20 protein-coding genes are annotated in these 20,994 nt (G+C 65.8%); 4 read left to right on the forward strand and 16 right to left on the reverse strand.

Annotation, left to right across the window (positions count from 1 at the left end; all coding sequences use genetic code 11):
• Nucleotides 1-38 precede the first annotated feature (38 nt).
• From ABD050_RS18930 to ABD050_RS18950, 5 genes are all read right to left on the reverse strand, one after another.
• Nucleotides 39-497, reverse strand: coding sequence for a hypothetical protein (locus tag ABD050_RS18930; RefSeq protein ID WP_343891056.1), 459 nt, complete (start codon nt 495-497; stop codon nt 39-41).
• 47 nt (nt 498-544) lie between these two features.
• Nucleotides 545-1,657, reverse strand: a complete 1,113-nt coding sequence (locus ABD050_RS18935) for an RluA family pseudouridine synthase (protein WP_343891057.1) — start codon at nt 1,655-1,657, stop codon at nt 545-547.
• Nucleotides 1,654-2,031 (reverse strand): fluoride efflux transporter CrcB, encoded by a 378-nt coding sequence (gene crcB, locus ABD050_RS18940; protein WP_343891058.1) that lies wholly within the window; start codon nt 2,029-2,031, stop codon nt 1,654-1,656. Before crcB ends, ABD050_RS18935 begins: the two co-directional genes overlap by 4 nt.
• 82 nt (nt 2,032-2,113) lie before the next feature.
• Nucleotides 2,114-2,623, reverse strand: coding sequence for a GNAT family N-acetyltransferase (locus ABD050_RS18945; RefSeq protein ID WP_343891059.1), 510 nt, complete (start codon nt 2,621-2,623; stop codon nt 2,114-2,116).
• Nucleotides 2,624-2,703: 80 nt separating this feature from the next.
• A complete protein-coding gene (locus ABD050_RS18950) occupies nt 2,704-3,480 on the reverse strand; it encodes a hypothetical protein (RefSeq protein ID WP_343891060.1) in 777 nt (258 codons plus the stop codon).
• A gap of 134 nt (nt 3,481-3,614) precedes the next feature.
• Here ABD050_RS18950 and ABD050_RS18955 point away from each other — a divergent pair, with 134 nt between their 5' ends.
• On the forward strand, nt 3,615-3,836 hold the full coding sequence (locus tag ABD050_RS18955) for a hypothetical protein (RefSeq protein ID WP_343891061.1): 222 nt from the start codon (nt 3,615-3,617) through the stop codon (nt 3,834-3,836).
• Nucleotides 3,837-3,902: 66 nt separating this feature from the next.
• On the opposite strand, the gene ABD050_RS18960 is transcribed toward ABD050_RS18955, so the two are convergent.
• From ABD050_RS18960 to ABD050_RS19010, 11 genes are all read right to left on the reverse strand, one after another.
• Nucleotides 3,903-4,331, reverse strand: coding sequence for an OsmC family protein (locus ABD050_RS18960; protein ID WP_343891062.1), 429 nt, complete (start codon nt 4,329-4,331; stop codon nt 3,903-3,905).
• 90 nt (nt 4,332-4,421) lie between these two features.
• Nucleotides 4,422-4,733, reverse strand: a complete 312-nt coding sequence (locus ABD050_RS18965; RefSeq protein ID WP_343891063.1) for a hypothetical protein — start codon at nt 4,731-4,733, stop codon at nt 4,422-4,424.
• 876 nt (nt 4,734-5,609) lie between these two features.
• A complete protein-coding gene (locus ABD050_RS18970; RefSeq protein WP_343891064.1) occupies nt 5,610-6,539 on the reverse strand; it encodes a bifunctional riboflavin kinase/FAD synthetase in 930 nt (309 codons plus the stop codon).
• 32 nt (nt 6,540-6,571) lie between these two features.
• Complete coding sequence (locus tag ABD050_RS18975) at nt 6,572-7,738, reverse strand: dipeptidase (protein WP_343891065.1); 1,167 nt, start codon at nt 7,736-7,738, stop codon at nt 6,572-6,574.
• A gap of 111 nt (nt 7,739-7,849) precedes the next feature.
• Complete coding sequence (locus ABD050_RS18980; RefSeq protein ID WP_343891066.1) at nt 7,850-8,332, reverse strand: dihydrofolate reductase; 483 nt, start codon at nt 8,330-8,332, stop codon at nt 7,850-7,852.
• Nucleotides 8,333-8,384: 52 nt separating this feature from the next.
• On the reverse strand, nt 8,385-8,519 hold the full coding sequence (locus ABD050_RS18985; protein ID WP_343891067.1) for a hypothetical protein: 135 nt from the start codon (nt 8,517-8,519) through the stop codon (nt 8,385-8,387).
• A gap of 118 nt (nt 8,520-8,637) precedes the next feature.
• On the reverse strand, nt 8,638-9,432 hold the full coding sequence (locus ABD050_RS18990; RefSeq protein WP_343891068.1) for a thymidylate synthase: 795 nt from the start codon (nt 9,430-9,432) through the stop codon (nt 8,638-8,640).
• 183 nt (nt 9,433-9,615) lie between these two features.
• Nucleotides 9,616-10,326 carry a class I SAM-dependent methyltransferase gene (locus tag ABD050_RS18995; protein ID WP_343891096.1) on the reverse strand — a complete coding sequence of 237 codons (711 nt, stop codon included), beginning with the start codon at nt 10,324-10,326 and terminating at the stop codon, nt 9,616-9,618.
• Nucleotides 10,327-10,328: 2 nt separating this feature from the next.
• Nucleotides 10,329-11,456, reverse strand: a complete 1,128-nt coding sequence (prfB, locus tag ABD050_RS19000; RefSeq protein ID WP_343891069.1) for a peptide chain release factor 2 — start codon at nt 11,454-11,456, stop codon at nt 10,329-10,331.
• A 148-nt stretch (nt 11,457-11,604) separates the two neighbouring features.
• Nucleotides 11,605-14,130 carry a penicillin-binding protein 1A gene (locus ABD050_RS19005; protein ID WP_343891070.1) on the reverse strand — a complete coding sequence of 842 codons (2,526 nt, stop codon included), beginning with the start codon at nt 14,128-14,130 and terminating at the stop codon, nt 11,605-11,607.
• 75 nt (nt 14,131-14,205) lie between these two features.
• Complete coding sequence (locus ABD050_RS19010) at nt 14,206-15,468, reverse strand: N-acetylmuramoyl-L-alanine amidase (protein ID WP_343891071.1); 1,263 nt, start codon at nt 15,466-15,468, stop codon at nt 14,206-14,208.
• Between the two features lie 481 nt (nt 15,469-15,949).
• Between ABD050_RS19010 and ABD050_RS19015 the strand changes: the two genes are divergently transcribed.
• From ABD050_RS19015 to ABD050_RS19025, 3 genes are all read left to right on the forward strand, one after another.
• Complete coding sequence (locus tag ABD050_RS19015; protein WP_343891072.1) at nt 15,950-18,700, forward strand: Rne/Rng family ribonuclease; 2,751 nt, start codon at nt 15,950-15,952, stop codon at nt 18,698-18,700.
• Between the two features lie 123 nt (nt 18,701-18,823).
• The gene (locus ABD050_RS19020; protein WP_343891073.1) at nt 18,824-20,176 is read left to right on the forward strand and encodes a M48 family metalloprotease; all 1,353 of its coding nucleotides are present in this window, start codon (nt 18,824-18,826) and stop codon (nt 20,174-20,176) included.
• Nucleotides 20,173-20,940 carry a DsbA family protein gene (locus ABD050_RS19025; RefSeq protein WP_343891074.1) on the forward strand — a complete coding sequence of 256 codons (768 nt, stop codon included), beginning with the start codon at nt 20,173-20,175 and terminating at the stop codon, nt 20,938-20,940. The genes ABD050_RS19020 and ABD050_RS19025 overlap by 4 nt, the downstream gene beginning before the upstream one ends.
• The last annotated feature ends 54 nt before the right edge of the window (nt 20,941-20,994 follow it).

The raw sequence follows: 20,994 nt of genomic DNA on the forward strand, positions 1-20,994 counted from the left end.
CGCGCGTGGAGTCGATCGCCGAATCGTCGTGGTTTCGGTCAATCCGCCGATTGAAAGAAGACGAGCTCGTAATCGAGCAGGTCGAGGCCGGGCTCGTCGTTGAAGGCCACGGTGACGTTCAGACCGGGAAAATCGGCCTTGAGCTTCAGCGTGTAGATGTCCTTCAGCAGGCGGCCCAGATACCGAAGTTGCGCTTCATTGGCCTCGACATCATTGCAGTGGATGTCGATCATGTGAACATGGTTCATCACGGCTTCGACCGCCACCCGGTTGCCGTTCGTCACCTCCTCGAAACCGCGGAGCGACTCTTCCGAGAATCCCTCGCGTAGCAAATAGCCCTCGAACAGCACGAACCGGGGCCAGAAGATCAGGGAATAGCCAACCGCCAGCTGATAGTTCCCGACGCAGGCGATCCATTCTTCGGGCGCAATTCCGGCGCCGTTGTTCCACGCCGGCAATTCCGGAATCATGGAAATGAAGTCATCGTTCTGTTTCATCGCGAGTAGGCCGCCTCAGTCAGCACTGCGCCGAAAGGCAGCGCTGATCACGTTGTCCCCCGGCTCCGCCGCTCGCCGCGCCGCGCCTTGCGGACCGTCTTGGCGTGCTGCTTTGCCTGCTGCTTCTTGACCGCCTTGCTCGGCGGCGGCGGCGTATCGAGCGGCATGGTGTTGCCGAGCATCTCGTCGAAGCCGAGCTGCTTCAGGCTCTCGGCGAAATGCTGGGGGAGCTCGGCCTGGATATCGATCTTGCCGCCATCGGGATGGTCGACCGCGATCCGGCGCGAATGGAGGTGCATCTTGCGGCTGATTCCGCCGGTCAGGAAGGCTGCCTGGCCGCCATATTTGCCGTCGCCGACGATCGGGTGGCCGATCGCGGCCATATGGACGCGGAGCTGGTGGGTGCGGCCGGTATGCGGGGTCAGCTCGACCCAGGCGGTGGTGTTGCCGGCGCTTTCGATCACGCGGTAGCGGGTGCGGGCGAGCGCGCCCTCGGCCTCGTCGACATGCATCTTCTCGCCGCCGCTGCCGGGCTGCTTGGCGATCGGCAGGTCGATCGTGCCGTCCTCGATCGAGGGCACGCCGACGATCAGCGCCCAATAGGTCTTTTTCGCGCCGCGTGACGAGAAGGCCTTGGCGAAATGCGCCGCCGCGCGGGTGGTGCGGGCGATCAGCAGTGCGCCACTGGTGTCCTTGTCGAGGCGGTGGACCAGCTTGGGGCGGCTCTCGCCGTCGAACTGAAGGCCGTCGAGCAGGCCGTCGACATGCTCGTGAGTCTTGGTGCCGCCCTGGGTCGCGAGGCCCGGGGGCTTGTTGATGACGATCGCCTGCTTGTCGCGGTGGATGACCATCTCGCGGATGAACTCGGTCTGCTCGGGGCTGAGCGGCGGGCGTTCGCGCTTCTTCGGCGCATCCTCGCGCACCGCTTCGGCCGGGGGCACGCGGATCGTCTGGCCGGCGGCGATTCGGTCGCCCGGCGTCGCGCGGGCGCCGTCGACGCGGAGCTGCCCGGTCCGCGCCCATTTGGCGACGGTGGTGAAGCTCGTGTCGGGAAGGTGCCGCTTGAACCAGCGATCGAGCCGGATGCCGTCATCATCGGCGCCGACGTTGAACTGGCGGACGTCACTTTCGCTGCGCCCTTCATTCCTGGTGTCGCTCATGCCGCCACCCGCACCAGCGCGAGGCCGGCGAACAGGGCGGCGATAGCGCCGACCACGGAGAGGAGGATATAGACCGCCGCGCTGGCCATGTCGCCGCGCTGAATCATGTTCACGACGTCGAGCGAGAAAGCGGAGAAAGTGGTGAAGCCGCCAAGCACGCCGACCCCGAGCAGCAGGCGCCAATTCTCACCGGGGACCGACATCCGCGCGAGCGCGCCGACGAGCACGCCCATCGCGAAGCCGCCGATCAGGTTCACCGCGAGCGTGCCATAGGGATAGTTGGGGCCGAACAGCGCAAGCGTGGTCCGCCCGGTCAGATGCCGCGCGCCGGCGCCCACGGCACCGCCGAGCATGACGAGAATAAGTTGGAACATCGGCCTCCGTTAGCGCGGATCGGCCGAAAATAGAACCTCTGTTCCCCAGCGGCCCTCCGGAAGCCGGGCAATGGCCGCCCGATCAGGGCATTTCGAGGCGCCGGGACATGAAGACAAGGTCGAGCCAGCGGTCGAACTTGCGGCCGACTTCGGGGAAACGGCCCACTTCCGAAAAGCCGAGCCGGCGGTGCAGGCCGATCGACGGCTGATTGTCAGCGTCGATCCCGGCGACCATCACATGCTTGCCCATCATGGTCGCGCGCTCGAGCAACGCCTCCACCAGCTTGAGTCCGATCCCCTGGCCGCGTGCGTCAGCATGGACATGAACGCTGTGCTCGACCGTGTGACGGTAACAGGGCCAGGCCCGGAAGTCGCCGAAGCTGCCGAACCCCAGGCACCGCCCCTCCCGGTAGGCGGCGAGGATCGGATAGCCCTGCTCGATCCGGCCGGCATACCAGGCCTCGCGATCGGCGAGGGTGACGGGTGCCTCGCTATAGACCGCAGTCGTGTGCGCGATGACCTCGTTATAGATGTCGAGGATCGCCGGCAGGTCGGCCCGGCCAGCGTCGCTTATCTCGATCGGAAATGCCATCGGCGCAGCCTAGGCGGTGGCATGCCGCGCTGCAATATCCGCAGTGCTTGCCCCGCTGGAGCGGCGTGCCGCCTCGTGGTTCAATTTCCGTTGTTCGCCAGCAGATCGACATCGGTGCCGCCATCGGCGCGGCTCGTCAGGAACAGGGCGAAGGCGCCATCGTCGCGGTCGCGGGTGCCGCCGAGCACATGCTCGCGGCCATCGGCCTGGTGCTCGGCCGAATAGCCCGCCCTGGTGGCGCGGGTATAATACCAGTCGAGCACGGTCTGCAGCGAAGCCGAGCTCGCGAAGCTGACCGCCCGGAGCGCGCAGCCGCCGCCATCGCTGCCCGCCGCTTCCGAGACGCGGGCATCGGGATAAAGCGGGAGATCGGCGGGGAGCCGCTCGGCCCAGCGCGCCGAATAGCGCATGCTGCCGGCGCAATTCCTGGTGCGCTTGTCCTTCTGCCGCGAGGCGAGCGCGCCGAGCGTCAGCGATTCGCGCGCTGCCGTGCATTGTGGGCAGCTTGCCCCCGGGGCGGGCACCGGCTTGAGGTTTTCGCCGGTCGCGATGGCTTTGCCTGCCGCAGCGCCGGAGGGCGGCACGGCGACGCCGTCCGGCGGCACCCCGCCCGAATAGGGTTGGGCGGGCGGGCGAACCGCGTCGTTATTGGCTTGTTGCGCGAGGGTGGGATCGACCATGATCTGGTCGTGCAGCGCGCTCATCAGGGCCGGATCGCGCGATGTGGCGCTGTTGCTGTCGACCAGCTCGTTGTCGAGCGTATCGAGGTTGCGGTCGCCGTCGCTCCGCTGCCCGCACGCAGCAAGCGCCACGGGCAGAGCGAGCGCCATCAGGCACCGGAACCGTTTGCGAACCATCAGAACAAAGCCTCCGCTTTCAGCGCCATGGCATGGCGCATTTTCGGTTAAGGAAGCGTTGGCGACGTTCGGGCCTCACTTGCCGGTTAACCAACGCGCTTGCGTTGCAGCCTCAGCCTCGCCATGTTCAGCCGATGCTGAATATTCTCTCGATCCTGGTCGGTCTGCTCGTGCTGGTACTCACCATGATCGGGTTCATCCCGTTCCTGGGCTGGCTCAACTGGCTGACCATCCCGCTCGGCATTGTCGGCCTCGCGCTCGGTGCCTTGTCGTCGCACAATATGGGGCGCAACCTGAACATCGTGCTGATCATCGTCTGCGGCATCCGCCTGTTTGTCGGCGGCGGCATCTTCTGAGCTGATCCGCGACGTCCGCGCAAAGGAAGGGCCCGGCGGGCATCGCCGGGCCCTTCGTCGTTCCGGCTATTGATTGAGCCGATGGGTCAGGGTTATCTCGGCGTTTAGGACTTTCGATACCGGGCAATTGGCCTTGGCGTCGGCCGCGATCGAGTCGAATTGCGCCGGGTCGATGCCGTCGATCGTCGCGGTGAGATCAAGGTCCGAGCGCGTGATGCTGAAACCATCACCATCCTTGTCGAGCGTCACCTTCGCCCTTGTCTCGAGCGTCCCGGCGGAAAAGCCGGCGCGGGCGAGCGCGAAGCTCAGCGCCATGGTGAAGCAGCTGGCATGCGCGGCCGCGATCAGCTCTTCGGGGTTGGTGCCCGGGCCATCCTCGAAACGGCTCCTGAAGCCATAGGGCTGGTTGTCGAGGGCGCCCGACTGAGTCGAGACATGGCCCAGCCCGTCCTTGCCGAAGCCTTCATATTTCGCCGATCCGCTGCGAGTCGTCATTGGTCAGTCTCCGAATTGCGGGGTGCCGATATATACACAAAAAGGGCGCGGATCGCGCCGCGCCCTTCTTCGTATTGGGATAGCCGGGCCTTAGCGGCAGCGCTTCTTCGCGGTCATGGAGCGATCGATCGCGCGGCCGCCAAGGGCGCCGCCGACACCGCCGACGATGGCGCCGAGCGGGCCATGGCCGATGATCGCGTCGCCGACTACCGCACCGCCGACGCCGCCGACGATCAAGCCGGTCGTGCCGTCCGAATGGCGGCAATAGGTGTGGCCGTTACGCGTGTAGACACGCGCCGGATAATGATGATGGCGGCGAGCTTCCGCGCCGCTGACCGGAATCGCCATCGTGGCTGGAATGGCGAGCGATGCGGCGCTGAGCGCCATGATGAAATTGCGCATTGGAAAACTCCCTTGTCGAACTTGCTTTCAATCAAGCTAGAACCGTAACGCTTCCGTTCCCACAAGAGTTTCATGAATATAAAACAACCTCCCGTTCATCGCCGCGGTGCAGCGTCGAAGGCAGTCGAATCTTCTCCACGATATCCACGTTATCCACAGTTCGGGAAGGTCGTTTGAGACTATGCCCGACTCGGATTCAGTGACACCATCATGACTGTAGGCAGCGGTTGAGGAAGCGAGAAATCGCAGAGACATCAGTTGCTTATGCCAAGGCTTCCGAAAAGGTGCCGCAAGGAAACCGTTCGGGATCGTGGCGGGGCATCGGCCCTGCAGGTCGTCTGGCGTCGCGCAAGCGAAGGCTCGGCAGACAGGCGGGAATGGTGTTCCAAAGCGTCCTTTCCGATCCCCGCGATATGGAAGGGCGTTGGCCGTGAAGGATGGATGCGCGTTGCCCCTCACCGGGTGGAAGGCGATCCGGAGACAGCGGCCAAAGCGAGGCAGTCAGGCTTCGGTCTGAATGTCGAGCAGGCCGCCGGAGGTTGCTGCGCTGAGGCCCGAAAGGGTATCGCGCCCGACCCCGGTGACCGAAATGCGAAGCCGGCGCCGTTCGCGGCGCGGGTGGAGCAGCCGCCGAACCGAAAGGTGAGGCTGTTTTCTTCGGGAGGCAGCCGATCAGATCGAGGCGAGGCGACAGGGGGCCGGCAGCAATGCCGGCCCCCATTTCGCGTGGCCGGCCTGGATTGAGCCCATGCCGGCCTGCAAAACGCGATTTCCTGCGCTTCGGTGCTCACGTGCCGTAAGCACGCTGCGCTCCGATGCTCGGAAATCACGTTTTTCGGCTCGGCCTGAACTCAATCCAGACCGGCCACGCCGTCGTCAGTCAGCCGCGAGCAGTGCTTTTGCCTTGGCGCAGTCGAGCGCCATCTGGGCTTTCAGGGCTTCGAGATCGTCGAACTTCGCCTCGGGGCGGAGGAAGTCGACCAGCGCCACCTCGATCGTCTGGTTGTAGAGATCGCCCGTGAAATCGAAGAAATAGGGCTCGAGCAATTCACGCGGTGGATCGAAGCTTGGCCTGACGCCGAGATTGGCCGCTCCGTCCAGGATGCGGCCATCGGCCAGCCTGCCGCGCACTGCGTAGATGCCGTAAGCGGGGCGCAGATAATTGCCCATGTCGATATTCGCGGTCGGGTAGCCGATCGTTCGGCCGACCTTGTCGCCATGCTGGACCACGCCCTCGATCGCGAAGGGCCGGGTGAGCAGCCGTGCCGCGCCGCGCGGATCGCCCGCGACGAGCAGGGCGCGAATCCGGCTCGATGACACTGCCTCGCCGTCGAGCGATACCGGTGCCACCGTATCGACCGAGAAGCCGTTCTTCGCGCCGAGATCGGCCAGCACATCGACATTGCCGCTGCGGGCCTTGCCGAAAGTGAAATCGTCGCCCGTCACCACCCCGCCGGCGCCGATCTTGTCGAGCAGGCGATCGGCGACAAATTCGAGCGCTGTGAGCCCGGCGAGCGCTTCATCGAAGTGGAAGACGATCATCGCATCGGCGCCCGCCGCAGCGAACAGGCGCGCGCGCTGGTCGAGGGTCGTCAGGCGAAAGGGCGGGACGTCGGGCTTGAAATGGCGGACCGGATGGGGATCGAAAGTGGCGACCAGCGCCGGGCGGCCTTCAGCGCGGGCGCGTTCGACCGCCTGGCCGACCACCGCCTGATGCCCCAAATGGAACCCGTCGAAATTCCCCAGCGCGACGATCCCGCCCCGAAGCGCGGGGGGCACCATCGAGCCGCCGTCTAGCCGCTCCATGGGGCGGCTATAGGGGGGGCAGGCGGGGCGCGCTAGCCTTGCGGCGATATACCCGCGCGCAACAGGCGCAACACGTTGCCGCCCATCACCTTGGCGATGTCGGCATCGGAGAAGCCGCGATCGATCAGCGCCTGGGTAACGGCGGCGATCTGGCTCGAATCGAAGCCGGTCGTCACCGCGCCGTCGAAATCGGAGCCGAGCCCGACATGGTCGATCCCGACGAGATCGCGGACATGGGCAATCGCGGTTGCGGCTGCCTCGGGCTTGTTGGAGCAGATCGCCGCATCCCAATAACCGATACCGATCACGCCGCCGGTGCGGGCGATGCCGCGGACCTCTTCATCGGTCAGGTTGCGGTTGACCTTGCAGGTCGCCTGGACCCCGCCATGGCTGGCGACGATCGGGCGATGCGCCATCGCGATCACCTGGGCGATCGTCGCGTGGCTCGAATGCGCGACGTCGACGACCATGCCGAGCGCTTCCATCCGCCGCACCACCCGGACGCCGAGCGGGGTCAGGCCGCCCTTCGCCTCGCCGTGCATCGAGCCGGCGACGTCATTGTCGAAGAAATGCGCAAGGCCGGCCATGCGGAAGCCGGCATCGTGAAGCCGGTCGAGATTGGCGAGCTTGCCCTCGAGATCCTGGAGGCCCTCGATCGAAAGCATTGCGCCGACCACTTTCTTCCCCGCCGCGCGATCGGCAAGGAGACGGTCGAGCTCGGCGGGCGTGCGGATCAGCCGCAGCCGGCCGTTCGAGGCGTCGGCGTAGCGCATGAGCCTGGTGGCGTGCCACAGCGAACGCTGCAGCAACGAGCCCCAGGTGCGGATCGGCTGGAGATCGGCGATGGCGAGGCTGGTGATATTGTCGGTATCGGCTGAATTGGCGTCGTAATTCTGGCCTTTTGGCGTCTTGGTCACCGACGAGAAGACCTGAAGCGCGTAATTGCCGTCGAGCAGCCGGGGGAGGTCGACCTGGCCGCGGCTCGAGCGGTCGAGCAGGCTGCGTTTCCAGAGCAGGGTGTCGGCATGCATGTCGGCGATCTGGAGCGTGGCATGCATGGCACGGGCGCGGGGCGTGATCTTCAGCGCGACGGGCTCGACCTTGTTCATCGAGTTTTCGACATAGCCGGGGGCGAGGGTGAAGAAGGCGATCGCGGCGATGACGAGGAAGGCGAGGATACCCCAGAGCCATTTGCGCATTCCAACCCCCTCGTCGTACCGGACCGGTTCCGGCATCCACGGCGCCGGCTATCCAATTATCACATTCTATGCGGGACCATGGACCCCGTAACAAGTCCGGGGTGACGATGGTCAGGGGCGGACAAGCGTCACGAAGCTATAGGCCGGCCGCTCGTCTTCGGCGGGATGATCTTCGCGTGCTATTTCGCGCCAGCCGGTGAAGGCGGGCACGACCGCATCCCCTTCGGGCGACGCATGGACCTCGGTCAGCTCGACGCGATCGGCGCGGGCGAGCAACAGGGCGAAGATCTGCGCGCCGCCGATCACGGCAATCTCCGGCGCGGCGGCGAGCGCGATCGCTGCATCGACATCGGGCGCGACTTCGGCACCTGGCGCAGACCAGCCGGCATCGCGCGTCAGCACGATGTGGCGGCGGCCCGGCAGGGGCGCCGGGAAGCTCTCGAAGGTCTTGCGGCCCATGATCATCGGCTTGCCCATGGTCTGCGCCTTGAAGCGCTTGAGATCGGCGGGCAGGCGCCAGGGCAGGCCGCCGTCCCGGCCAATGACGCCATTGTCGGCGCGGGCGAGATGGAGCGTGATGTGGGGAGAAGGCATGGTGCCGCTTATGCGCCGGGTCGCGCTGTCGTGCCACCGGCTTGTGGCTGGTTCATGCGCGGTGCGGCAGCGGGGCCGGCGTGCAGGCGAGAAGCGCTTTGCCCTGGGCCGGGGGGAGTTGCTGCTGAAACTGCAGCAGCAGAGCCGCCAGCGTCGCGGTAATAAGTGTCAGCCGGATTTCCCTCATCTGATTTCTCCCTTGAGCCCTGTCCGACTACATATGTAGTCGATCGACTGAACCCTGGGTGAATTGGGATTGGCGGGGCTGTCGACAGTGCGCGCGGCAAATACAGGAAATAGGGGGGTCAGACCGCCACCGCCGCCTTGATGTGCGGCTGGGCGGCATAATCGTGCAGAACGAAATCCTCATACTCATAGTCGGCGATCGAGGCGGGGCGGCGCAGGATCTCGAGCGTCGGCAGGACGCCGGGCACTCGCCCGAGCTGCTCGCGCGCCTGGTCGAGATGGTTCGAATAGAGATGGCAATCGCCGCCGGTCCAGATGAACTCGCCGGGCTCGAGCCCGCATTGCTGCGCCAGCATATGGGTGAGCAGCGCATAGCTCGCGATGTTGAACGGGACGCCGAGGAAGATATCGGCCGAGCGCTGGTAGAGCTGCAGGCTCAGCCGCCCGCCCGCGACATGAGTCTGGAACAGGCAGTGGCAGGGCGCCAGCGCCATGGCGTGAAGGTCCCCCGGATTCCACGCCGAGACGATCTGGCGGCGCGAGGCGGGCTGGGTCTTGATCTGCTCGATCAGCTCGGCGATCTGGTCGATATGGCGGCCGTCAGCCGTCTCCCAGTCGCGCCATTGCTTGCCGTAGACAGGGCCGAGCTCGCCCGCCTCGTCCGCCCATTCGTCCCAGATGCTCACCTTGCGGTCGCGCAGCCATTGTATGTTGGTGTCGCCGCGCAGGAACCACAGCAGCTCGACGATGATCGAGCGCAGATGGAGCTTCTTGGTGGTCAGCGCCGGGAAGCCGTCCGCCAGATCGAAGCGCATCTGGTGGCCGAACACGGACAGGGTGCCGGTGCCGGTGCGGTCCATCTGCTTCGTGCCAGTCGAGAGCACGCGCTGCATGAGATCAAGATATTGCTGCATCCGGGAAAGGGATAGCGTGCCCCGCTGCACGCGCCAAGCGGCTGGTGCGAATGATCCGAAATGGAGGTTGCTTGGCACGCGCCATATGCCTTCGAGAGCGCCCGATGCGCTCGGGATGCAGCTGGTCGACCATCTCATCTTCGCCGGTGACGATGATACCAGCTTCAGCGGGCTGGGCCTGCTTTAGCTGCCCAGGCGGCAGGGCCTGATGTCGGCCGGATCGGGCCGTGGCCCGGTGGCGCGGAAAGTCGCGAGATAGCCGCCGGCCGACGGCATGTCGTCCATGTCGACCAAGGTATAGCCGACCGCGCCGAACTCGCATTTCAGCAGCGCCGGGGGCGTGCCGTGATTCTGGGTCAGCCGGTCGGCGTCGACCACCACGACCAGCCCGTCGGGCTTGAGCGCCGGGCGCATCCGCCACAGGAATTCATAGGGCTGCTCGATCTCATGGTACATGTGCACCATCAGAACCCGGTCGAAGCTCGCATCGGGCAGCTTTGGATTGGCGGGTTCGCCGAGCCTGACGCTGACATTGTCGAGCCGCTCGCGCGCGACGCGCTCGGCAAGCGTATCCCGCACGCCGGCGACGATGTCCTCGGCCAGTACCCGGCCGTCCTTGCCGACCCGGGCGGCGAGGCGGATGGTGTAATAGCCTTCGCCGGCGCCGATATCGGCGACGGTCATGCCGGGCTTGATGCCAGCCTTGTTCATCACTTCGGAGGCTTCGTTGAGGCGGTCGCGCGCTTCCTCGGTCGACCATCGCGACGAGACGATGTGCGCGACGGGACGATCGGCGGGCGGGAAGGGGCCGATCTTGTCCTTGTGCTTCACGAACACGGGGCCGCCATCGCAGGCGGCGAGCAGGAGGGCGGCGATCAACGGGATCGCGGCCAGCCTCACTCGACGTCCTCCACCTCGACCGTCTCGCCGGTCACGCGCTGCGACAGGGCAGCCGCCATGAACGGATCGAGATCGCCATCGAGCACATCGGAAGGGCTAGTCGACGTCACGCCGGTGCGCAGGTCCTTCACCAGCTGATAGGGCTGGAGGACATAGGAGCGGATCTGGTGACCCCAGCCGATGTCGGTCTTGGTGGCGTTCTCGGCGTTGGCGGCGGCTTCGCGGATCTGCAGCTCGCGCTCGTAGAGCTTGGCGCGGAGCTGGTTGTACGCTTCGGCCTTGTTCTTGTGCTGGCTGCGCTGGTTCTGGCACTGAACGACGATGTTGGTGGGGATATGCGTGATCCGCACCGCCGAATCGGTCGTGTTGATATGCTGCCCGCCGGCGCCGCTCGCGCGATAGGTGTCGATGCGCAGCTCGCTCTCGTTGATCTCGATATCGATATTCTCGTCGATCACCGGATAGACCCAGACGCTGGCGAAGCTGGTATGGCGGCGCGCGGCGCTGTCATAGGGGCTGATCCGGACGAGGCGATGGACGCCGCTTTCGGTCTTGGCATAACCATAGGCGTTCTCGCCCTTGATCAGCAGGGTCGCCGACTTGATGCCGGCCTGCTCGCCCGAATGCTGGTCGACCAGCTCGACCTTCATGCCGTGGCGCTCGGCCCAGCGGGTGTACATGCGCTGCAGCATGCCCGCCCAGTCCTGGCTCTCCGTGCCGCCGGCGCCGGCATTGACCTCGATATACGTGTCGTTGCCATCGGCCTCGCCGGCGAGCAGGGCCTGGATCTTGTCATGCTCGGCGCGTGCGGCGAGCTCGGCGAGGCTCTGCGTGCCTTCGGTTGCCATCTCCTCATCGCCCTCGGCCTCGGCCATCTCGATCAGCTCGGCGGTGTCGCTGAGCTCGCTCTGGATCGCGCGCGTCGCGGTGATCGCCTCCTCGAGGCGGCGACGCTCGCGCATCACCTCCTGGGCGAGCTTGGGGTCGTTCCACAATGCCTGATCCTCGACGCGCGCGTTGAGCTCGTCGAGCCGGCGCAGCGCGCGATCCCAGTCCAGGAAGCGGCGCAAGAGCGCGAGGGCATCGTTGATCGTGTCGATATGGGCCTGCGCTTCGGCGCGCATCATTCACTCCAAAATTCTTTTGTCATCTCGCGATGAACAGAGACCATCTCGATCATCCTGATGGTCACGATATGGTCGCGATCGGGGGCAATACGGGAGACGGGCCCCGCTTCGCGGGCATGACACTATATAGGCGGTTGTCGGACCGCTAATAGATACCGCCCTGTCTTTGCAAGAAATCGGTGTCCTTCGGCGCTTCCTGCCTCTGGACGGGCTTGGCTTCCTTGGGCTTGTCAGCATCGTCGGCAAGGTCGTGGCGCGCGTTGCGGCGCGGTTCGCTCTCGGGCTTGAAGGCCTCCCAGATCACCGGCGCCTTGGGGTCGCTGGTCGGCCAGGCACCGAATACCGGCTTGCCCGAGGCACGGTCGATTCGCACCATCCGGATGCCGGCGGGCGCGCGGAACGGTATCTTCTCCATCCCGTCATAGGCCTTCAGGGCGAATTCCTTGAAGATCGGTGCGGCGATCGTGCCGCCCTGGGCATAGCCGCCGAGCGGAGACGGCGTGTCGTAACCGATATAGACGCCGCCGATCATCTGCGGCGTGCCGCCGATGAACCACACGTCAGTCGGCCCCGAATTGGTGCCGGTCTTGCCGAACATCGGCCGGTCGAGATCGCGCAGCACCGTCGCGGTGCCGCGCTGGATCACGCCCTCGGCGATGTGGATCATCTGATAGGCGCTCATCGCGTCCACGATCTGCTTGCCGCGGATCTGCGGGCGCGGCATCGCCTTGCCGTTCCAGTCGGATGCGTTGCAGCCGTTGCAGGCGTGCCAATTCTCGGGCCACACGACCTTGCCGTGGCGATCCTGGACGAAATCGATCAGCGTCGCCGGATGCGCGCGGCCCTGATTGGCGAGGATCGCATAGGCATTGACCATCCGCGACACCGTCGTCTCGCCGGCACCGAGCGCGAAGGAGAGATAGGGCGGATATTTGCCGACGCCGATCCGGTCCATCAGCGAGACGACATGCTCCATGCCGGTCTGCGAGGCGGCGCGCACCGTCATCAGGTTGCGCGACTGCTCGACGCCCCAGCGCATCGTGTGCGGCCCCGCGCCGGCGCTGTTGCCGAAATTCTTGAAGCATTTCTGCCCCAGATTGGCGCCCTGATAGACACAGAAAGGCCCATCGATGATGATCGAGGCCGGCGTCATCCCCCCCTCGAGCGCCGCTGCATAGACGATCGGCTTGATCGTCGATCCCGGCTGTCGCATCGCCTGGGTCGCGCGGTTGAAGGCCTGGACGCTCGAATCGAAGCCGCCCTGCATCGCCAGCACGCGACCGGTCTGCGGTTCCTCGACGACGAAGCCGCCTGAAATCTTGGGGATCGAGCGCAGGCCGAAGCTGCCGCCTTCAGGCGCGACGGCGATCACGTCTCCCACCTTGAGCGCATCGAAGGCAGCGCCGCCCTCGCCACGCACCGGCATTTGCGCGCCCGATCGGGGCAGGACACCGGTCTGGCCATTCGCGAAGCCGAGCGTCGCACCGCCCTGGTCGACCGCAGCGACGATCGCCGCGCGCCAATCCGAATAGTCGAGCGCGATATTGGTGTTGAGCAGCGCCGGCAGCCACTGGCCGCTGGCGATATCGACATGACGCAGCGGGCCGCTCCAGCCGCGGCCACGATCGAAGCGAAGCAGGCCGTCGCGAAGCGCTGTCTGCGCGTCGGCCTGGAGAGCGGGGTCGAGCGACGTCCGGACCCATAGCCCGCCGTCATAGACGCTGTACGGGTTGCGCCCGCCTTCCGATGTCTCGCCGAACTTGTCGATCAGCTGACGGCGCACTTCCTCGACGAAATAGCCGGCGCCGGCGATCTCGGTCGTCGGCGTCTGGCGGAGCACAGCGCCGAGCGGTTCTGCAACAGCCTGGTCGTGCTGGGCCTGGTCGATAAAGCCGTTCTTGAGCATTTCGCCGAGCACATAATTGCGCCGATCGAGGGCGCGCCGGGTGTGGCGGATGGGATCGTAGTTGGAAGGACCCTTGGGCAGGATTGCCAGATAGGCGAGCTGCGCGAGATCGAGCTCCTTCAGCTCCTTGTTGAAATAGGCATAGCTCGCCGCCTCGACGCCGAACGCATTCCGGCCGAGTGCGATCTGGTTGAGATAAAGCTCGAGAATCTGCTGCTTGGTCAGCGCATCCTCGATCCGGTAGGCGAGGATCGCCTCCTTGATCTTGCGCGTCTTCGAATATTCATTGCCGATGAGCAGGTTCTTGGCGACCTGCTGGGTGATGGTCGAGCCGCCCTTGGCGCGCCGGCCGGAACCGATCTTGCTGACATAGTCGACCACGGCGCCTGCGAGGCCGGGATAGTCGACGCCATGATGCTCGAAAAACGTCTTGTCCTCGGCAGCGAGGAAAGCCCGGACGAGGAGCGGCGGATATTCCTCATAGCTCAGCTCGACGCGGCGCTCGCGGGCATAGCTGTGGATCGGGGTGCCGTCGGCGCCGCGCACATTGGTGGGCATCGGCGGCTCATAGGTGCGCAGCTTGTCGACCGAGGGCAGGTCGCGCGCGAAAATCAGCCAGACCAGGGCATAGGTGATCGCCGCGAGCACGGCGAGCACGGCAAGGACCTTGACCCACCAGCGCCGCCAGGAACGCTCGAAGAATCCGCGGATTCCCTCAACCTCCCGGCGCAGACGGAAATTCACGGTGGATTCGGGACTGGTCATATGTGGGCGAGGCTCTAGCAAGTTTCTTGGCCGTTGCCAGCCTCACTCCTGCCTTCACCTGGCAAGCTTGCCAGGTTAATCGTTCGACGCCAGCCGTCGTGCGAAATGGATGTCGACTGCGCGCCGCACGCTTTCGGCGATGCGCTCGCGTCCCTCGGGCGAATCGATGAACTTCGCGTCGCTCGGATTCGAGATATAGCCGGTCTCGAACAGGATTGAGGGCATGTCCGGCGCCTTGAGCACGACCAGCGAGGCCATGCGATGGAAATTGGCCTTCACCGGAATCAGCGGCTGCGCTTCGCGGCCGAGCAGCCGGGCGAAGTTCGCCGAACTGTTCATCGTCTCGCGCTGGGTGAGGTCGATCAGGATCGACGAGATATCCGCAGATGTCGAGGCGAGATTCACGCCCGAGATGATATCGGCCTTGTTCTCGCGTGCCGCGAGCCGTGCCGATTCCTTGTCCGACGCGACCTCCGAAAGCGTATAGACCGAGGCGCCCGACGCGTTGCCGGAACCGACGCTGTCGCAATGAACCGAGATGAACAGATCGGCGTGGAGCTTGCGGGCGATGCCATAGCGTTCCTGGAGGACAAGGAACCGGTCATCCTCGCGGGTCAGGGCGACGCGGACTCGCCCCGATCGCAACAGCTCGTCCTTGATTGCCCTGGCGATCTTGAGCGTCACATCCTTTTCGCGGCGCCCGTCGATCGGCGAGACGGCGCCCGGATCGACGCCGCCATGGCCGGCATCGATCACCACCAGCGGACGGCTGTCATCGTCGCCATAGACGCGCGGCAAGGCCAGCGTGCGGCTCGGCGGCGGGATCGGGACCGACACTTCATATTTGCGCGCCGGGCCGGCCGATCCCAGATTGAACGGCGGCAGGAAGCGTAACCGACGCTCGGCCGCGGCCCGCGCGAAACTGGCATCGTCGACAGTGCGGAGCTCGAGTGTCAGCTCGCGGCCGTCATCACCGAACGCACCTTCGGTAACGATGGCCGGGCGGGCGAGATCGAACACGATTCGCGCGCCGCCATTGCCGCGCGGCGCCTGGCGTATTGCCGAGACCAGCCCCGGATGCCTGCCGCCAATCTGTTCGCCCGGCCTGGCCCCGCCGACGTCGACCGCGATCCGTTCGGGCGCCGCGAGCACGAAGCTCGATGCGTCCGCCACGCTCTGGTCGAAGCGAATCACGATACGGTCGTGCCTGATCTCGACGCGCTCGATCGTCGCGGCCCAGCCAGGCGTACCGCCGAGCCAGCAGGCCAATAGGGCAAGGACGAAGGACACCGGGCGGTAATGCCGCGCCGGTGTGGCAACGGTCCAGCGAAAATCCATGGGCTGTGGGTCCCACTGAGAATGACGAGCGATGAAACATGGTTAGAGCGGGGCCGTTCAAACACGGTGAACCGACTGGGTTAACACGCTATTCGGCATGAAATGGCCGGCAGACCGGCGGAAACGTGCCGGTTGCTGTGCGGGGGCTGTGGTGCTAGTCGTGGCATTGCACCGGGAAACGCTTCAATCCAGCGCCTATCCGGTCATATGGCCGCACCGGCTTTTCGGGATGCGGCTCTTCAGGTTGACGTTCGCATGATGCATTTCCCCCATCCCTTGCACCGCCCGGTTCCGACCGGCGGGATTGCGGGCGTGCGGGGTGCCCTGGGCCAGATGGCCGGGCGTGCATCGCGAGCAGAGGCATTTTTCGAAACCATCCGCACTCCCGGCTCCGGCGGCGATTCCGCCGGCGCGAGGATGCACAAAAATCGCGCGCGGCCAGCGCTGCAAGGCCCCGGACCGCGCGCCCGGAGAACAATAAATGACCATGCGTATGCTGATCGACGCACGCCACCGGGAAGAAACCCGTGTGGCTGTCGTCAAAGGGAACCGAATCGAGGAGTTTGATTTCGAGTCCGCCGAGCGCAAGCAGCTCAAGGGCAATATCTATCTGGCCAAGGTTACCCGGGTCGAGCCGTCGCTCCAGGCGGCGTTCATCGACTATGGCGGCAATCGCCACGGCTTCCTCGCCTTTTCGGAAATCCACCCCGATTATTACCAGATCCCCAAGGAGGATCGCGACGCGCTGCTGCGCGAAGAGGCGGAGCATGCCGCCGAAGAGGCTGCTTTGCGCGCCCAGCATGATGACGAGGAAGACCTTCATGAGGATGAAGGCCATGACGACGATCATCATGACGACGAGAATGCAGGCGATGCCGATGAGGAATCGGTCGAGCGCTTCGAGGATGATGGCGGTGCCGATCCCGAAATAAGCGGCGAGCAGGAGAGCCGCGGTCGTGGCCGCCGCAAGCGCAGTGCCGCCGACGAGGCAGTCGACGATCTGCGCGAGCGCCGGATGAACCTGCGCCACCGCTACAAGATCCAGGACGTGATCCGCCGCCGCCAGGTGCTGCTGGTCCAGGTCGTCAAGGAAGAGCGCGGCAACAAGGGCGCTGCGCTGACCACCTATCTCTCGCTGGCCGGTCGTTACTGCGTGCTGATGCCCAACACGTCGCATGGCGGCGGGATCAGCCGGAAGATCAGCAATGCGGGCGACCGCAAACGCCTCAAGACGATCATGTCGGACCTGAAGCTGCCGCCGTCGATGGGCTGCATCGTCCGCACCGCGGGGCTGCAGCGCACCAAGGTCGAGATCAAGCGCGATTTCGATTATCTCGCCCGGCTGTGGGACGGAATCCGCGAGACGACGCTTGCGTCGTCGGCGCCGGCGCTCGTCTATGGCGACAGCGACCTGCTCAAGCGCGCGATCCGCGACATCTATAATCGCGATATCGATGAAGTGATCGTCGAGGGCGAAGCGGGATACCGCCAGGCCAAGGAGTTCATGAAGCTCCTGATGCCGAGCCATGCCCGCAAGGTGAAGCATTATTCCGATCCTGTGCCGCTGTTCCAGCGCAGCCATGTCGAGGAGCAGCTGGCGGCGATGTACCACCCGGTCGTCCAGCTCAAATCGGGCGGCTATCTGGTGATCAACCCGACCGAGGCGCTCGTCTCGATCGACATCAACTCCGGCCGTTCGACCCGCGAGCACAGCATCGAGCAGACCGCCACCGCGACCAACCTCGAAGCAGCGAACGAGATCGCGCGCCAGCTGCGCCTGCGCGACATGGCCGGGCTCGTCGTCATCGATTTTATCGACATGGACAATGGCTCCAATGTCCGGAAGGTCGAGAAGGCGATGAAGGAGGCGCTCAAGAACGATCGCGCCCGCATCCAGGTCGGCCGCATCTCCAGCTTCGGCTTGATGGAGATGAGCCGCCAGCGCCTGCGCACCGGCGTGCTCGAGGCATCGACCCGCCAGTGCCCGCATTGCGAGGGCACCGGGCTGGTCCGTACCGCCTCGTCAGCCGGCCTCTCGGCGCTGCGTCTCCTCGAGGACGAGGCAGCACGCGGCCGTGGCTCGCAGCTGCTGCTCCGCGCCAGCCAGGAAGCCGCCTTCTACCTGCTCAACCGGAAGCGCGCCGAACTCGCCGAGATCGAGGAGCGCTACGGCGTGATGGTCGAGGTCGCGCCTGACGGCGAGCAGGAGGGCGCCCGCATGTCGGTCGACGTCTCCGGCCCGCCGCCCGCGCATGCGCCGCGTTTCGAAGCGGCGATCGAGGAGTTCGACGAGGATCTGCCCGAGGAGATCGAGGACGAGATCGACGCCGAGGAAGAGGAAGAGATCGAGCAGCCCCGGGGCCCGCGCGAGCGCACCGAGCGCCCGGCCGAGCGTCAGGGTGAGCGGGCCGGCGATGACGAAGGCGGTGCACGCCGCCGTCGCCGCCGTCGCGGTCGCCGGGGTCGCAACCGGCCTGAGGGCGAGGAAGGCACGCCTGAGCGCGCTGAAGGAGCCGAGGAGGGTTCGGAAGGTTCCGAGCAGGAAGCCGGCGCCGAGAGCGAAGGCGAGTTTGCCGGCGAGCAGCCGGTCGCCGGTGAAGGCGAGGGCCGTCGCCGCCGTGGCCGTCGCGGTCGTCGTGGTGGTCGTCGCGCCGAGGGCGATCGCGCCGAGGGTGCGCCGGTCGAGGCGGGCGAGGCCGTGATCGTGGAAGCGCCGGCGGCAACGCCGGAAGAAGCGCCGATCGAGGCCGAAGCGCCCAAGAAGGGCCGTCGCCGGCCCAAGGCACGGACTGATGTTGCGGAAGCAGCACCGGCCGCGCCCGTCGAGGAAACCGCGCCGGCGGAAGCGGAAGCTGAAGCCGCGCCGGCCAAGCCAAAGCGTGCGCGCCGCGCCAAGGCGGCACCGGTCGAGGCTGAAGTCGTGGCGGCAGAGCCCGTCGCTGCGGAAGCCGAGCCGTTGGTTGTGGAAGTGGCCGAGGCGCCGGTCGAGGCAGCCAAGCCCAAGGCGCGCGCACCACGCCGCAAGGCAGGCGCAAAGGCCGGGGCAGAGGTTGAAGCGGCCGCGGAAGCTCCTGCCATCCCGCTCAGCGACGAGGCGCCGGCAAATGTGACGGCAAGTGATGCGCCAGCCAATGACGCGCCAGCCAATGATGTCGCTGCGGGCATCGATCCCGATCCGGGCGAGGCGGGCTCCACCCGTCGCGGCTGGTGGCAGCGCACTTTCGGGCAGTGAATGAGTCAGCCCCTCCCCGTTGCGGGAGGGGCTTGACCTTCTTCACCGGCGGTTCAGCCGTTTCGCCGCAAGCGGACGGTCGTGCCAATTGCCTGTGAAGGAAATCTCGGCGATATGTCGGTCATGAAGCGGCTCGTCGCGGCCTTCGCGATTTCCCTCCTGATCTGGACACAGCCGGCGGCTGCGCAATCGATCCTGCGCGACGCCGAGACCGAGGCGATGTTCAACGACATGTCGCGGCCGCTGATTCTCGCGGCGGGGCTGTCGCCCAACAATGTCCGCGTCGTGATGATCAACGACGATTCGATCAACGCGTTCACCGCCGGCGGACAGACGGTCTATATCAATTCGGGGCTGATCCACGCGGCCGACAATGCCAATCAGGTCCAGGGCGTGATCGCCCACGAGCTCGGCCATGTCGCCGATGGCCATGTCATTCTGCAGGATGCCGGCATCAGGCCGGCGCTCGGCATCACGATCCTCAGCATGGTGCTCGGCATCGCCGCGATGGCGGCAGGGGCGGGCGACGCCGGCGCTGGAATCCTCGCGGCGGGACAGGCGGCGGGGCAGGGCAAGTACCTCGCCTTCAGCCGGGTCCAGGAAGCGACCGCCGACGCGACCGGCGCGAAGTTCCTGCGCGAGGCGGGTATCAGCGGGCGCGGCATGCTGAGCTTCTTCAAGAAGCTGCAGAATGAGGAATATGCTTATGGGCTCAAGAATATCGACCCCTATGAGCAGAGCCATCCGCTCAGCGGCGAGCGCGTCGCGAACCTCACTGCCGACCTGACCAACTCACCGGCCTGGAACGCGCCGCCCGATCCGGCGCTCGAGGACCGGTTCAAACGGGTGAAGGCGAAGCTGGAGGGTTATGTCGCGCCCTATCAGCAGACGCTGAACGACTATCCCGAGAGCGACCAGTCGATCTACGCCCATTATGCGCGGGCCTATGCGTGGCACAAGGCGGGTTATCCGGACAAGGCCGATGCCGAGGCCGAGGCGCTGGTAAAGGCGCTTCCGCACGACCCCTATTTCCTCGAGATCAAGGGCCAGATCCTGCTCGAGGCAGGCAAGCCGCAGGAGGCACTCGCCCCATTGCGCGAGGCGACCGACCTCTCGCGCAACGCGCCGCTGATCGCGACCACTTTCGGCCATGCGCTGATCGCCACCGAGGACAAGGCGCATTATCCCGAGGCAGTGAAGATCCTGCGCCAGGCGGTTGCGCGGGACGACGACAACCCCTTTGCCTGGTACCAGCTCGGCACTGCCTATACGCTGGTCGGCGACGAGCCTCGTGCCAATCTCGCGACCGCCGAGCAGGCGAGCCTGACGGGGGATTCACGAACCGCCGCCTATACGGCGAAGATCGCGATGCAGGGCCTGGCGCCCAACACAAGCGACTGGATCCGCGCGCAGGACATCGCGATGACCGCGCAGAACGACATGGACGACAACCCCAAAAAGTATAAGCGCCGATGATTGACCGCCTCGCGAAGAACCCGCTCATGCTGGCCGCGCTGGCGCTGGTCGCGGCGCTGATCGGCGCGGGCGCCTTCTGGCTGTTCCAGCGCGCCGTGCCGTCGTCGCTCGCCGCGGTGGATCGCGGGCGGATGGAAGTCGTGGTTCATGACTATATCCTCGCCCATCCCGAAATCCTGCCCGAGGCGATGCAGAAGCTGCAGGAGCGCGAGACGGCGCAGCAGCAGAGCGAGGCGGCCAAGGTCGTCGCCGCCAATGCCAGTGCGATCCTGCGGCCGGTCGGCAGCGCCTGGGCGGGCAATCCCAAGGGCGACGTCACCGTGGTCGAATATTTCGACTATAATTGCGGCTATTGCCGCGCCAGCCTGCCGACGATCGCGCAGCTCATCGCAAGCGATCCGCAGGTGAAAGTAGTCTATCGCGAGCTGCCGATCCTGAGCGACGAAAGCGGCGTCGCCGCCAAGCTCAGCCTCGCGGCCGCTGACCAGGGCAAGTTCCAGGCATTCCATGACGCGCTCTATGCCGGCGGGCCGCTTACCTCGGAAAGCATGGCGGCCGCGGCGAAGTCGGCCGGGCTCGATATGGCGAAGGCGTCGGCCTATGCGCCGCGCGCGCGGGCCGAGATTTCCTCGAATCTCGAGCTTGCGCACAAGATGGGGATGACCGGTACGCCGAGCTGGGTGATCGGCGACAAGGTCGTCTCGTCCGCACTGCCGCTCGAGGAACTGCAAAAGGCAGTCGCTGCGGCCCGCGTGAAGGGCTGAATGCGCCGGCCCGTGGTTGTAGCCGCGCCGGCGCCACCTTATCTGGGCCCCAAC

Source organism: Sphingomonas oligophenolica (assembly GCF_039522915.1).
In the GTDB taxonomy this organism is placed as follows: Bacteria; Pseudomonadota; Alphaproteobacteria; order Sphingomonadales; family Sphingomonadaceae; genus Sphingomonas; species Sphingomonas oligophenolica.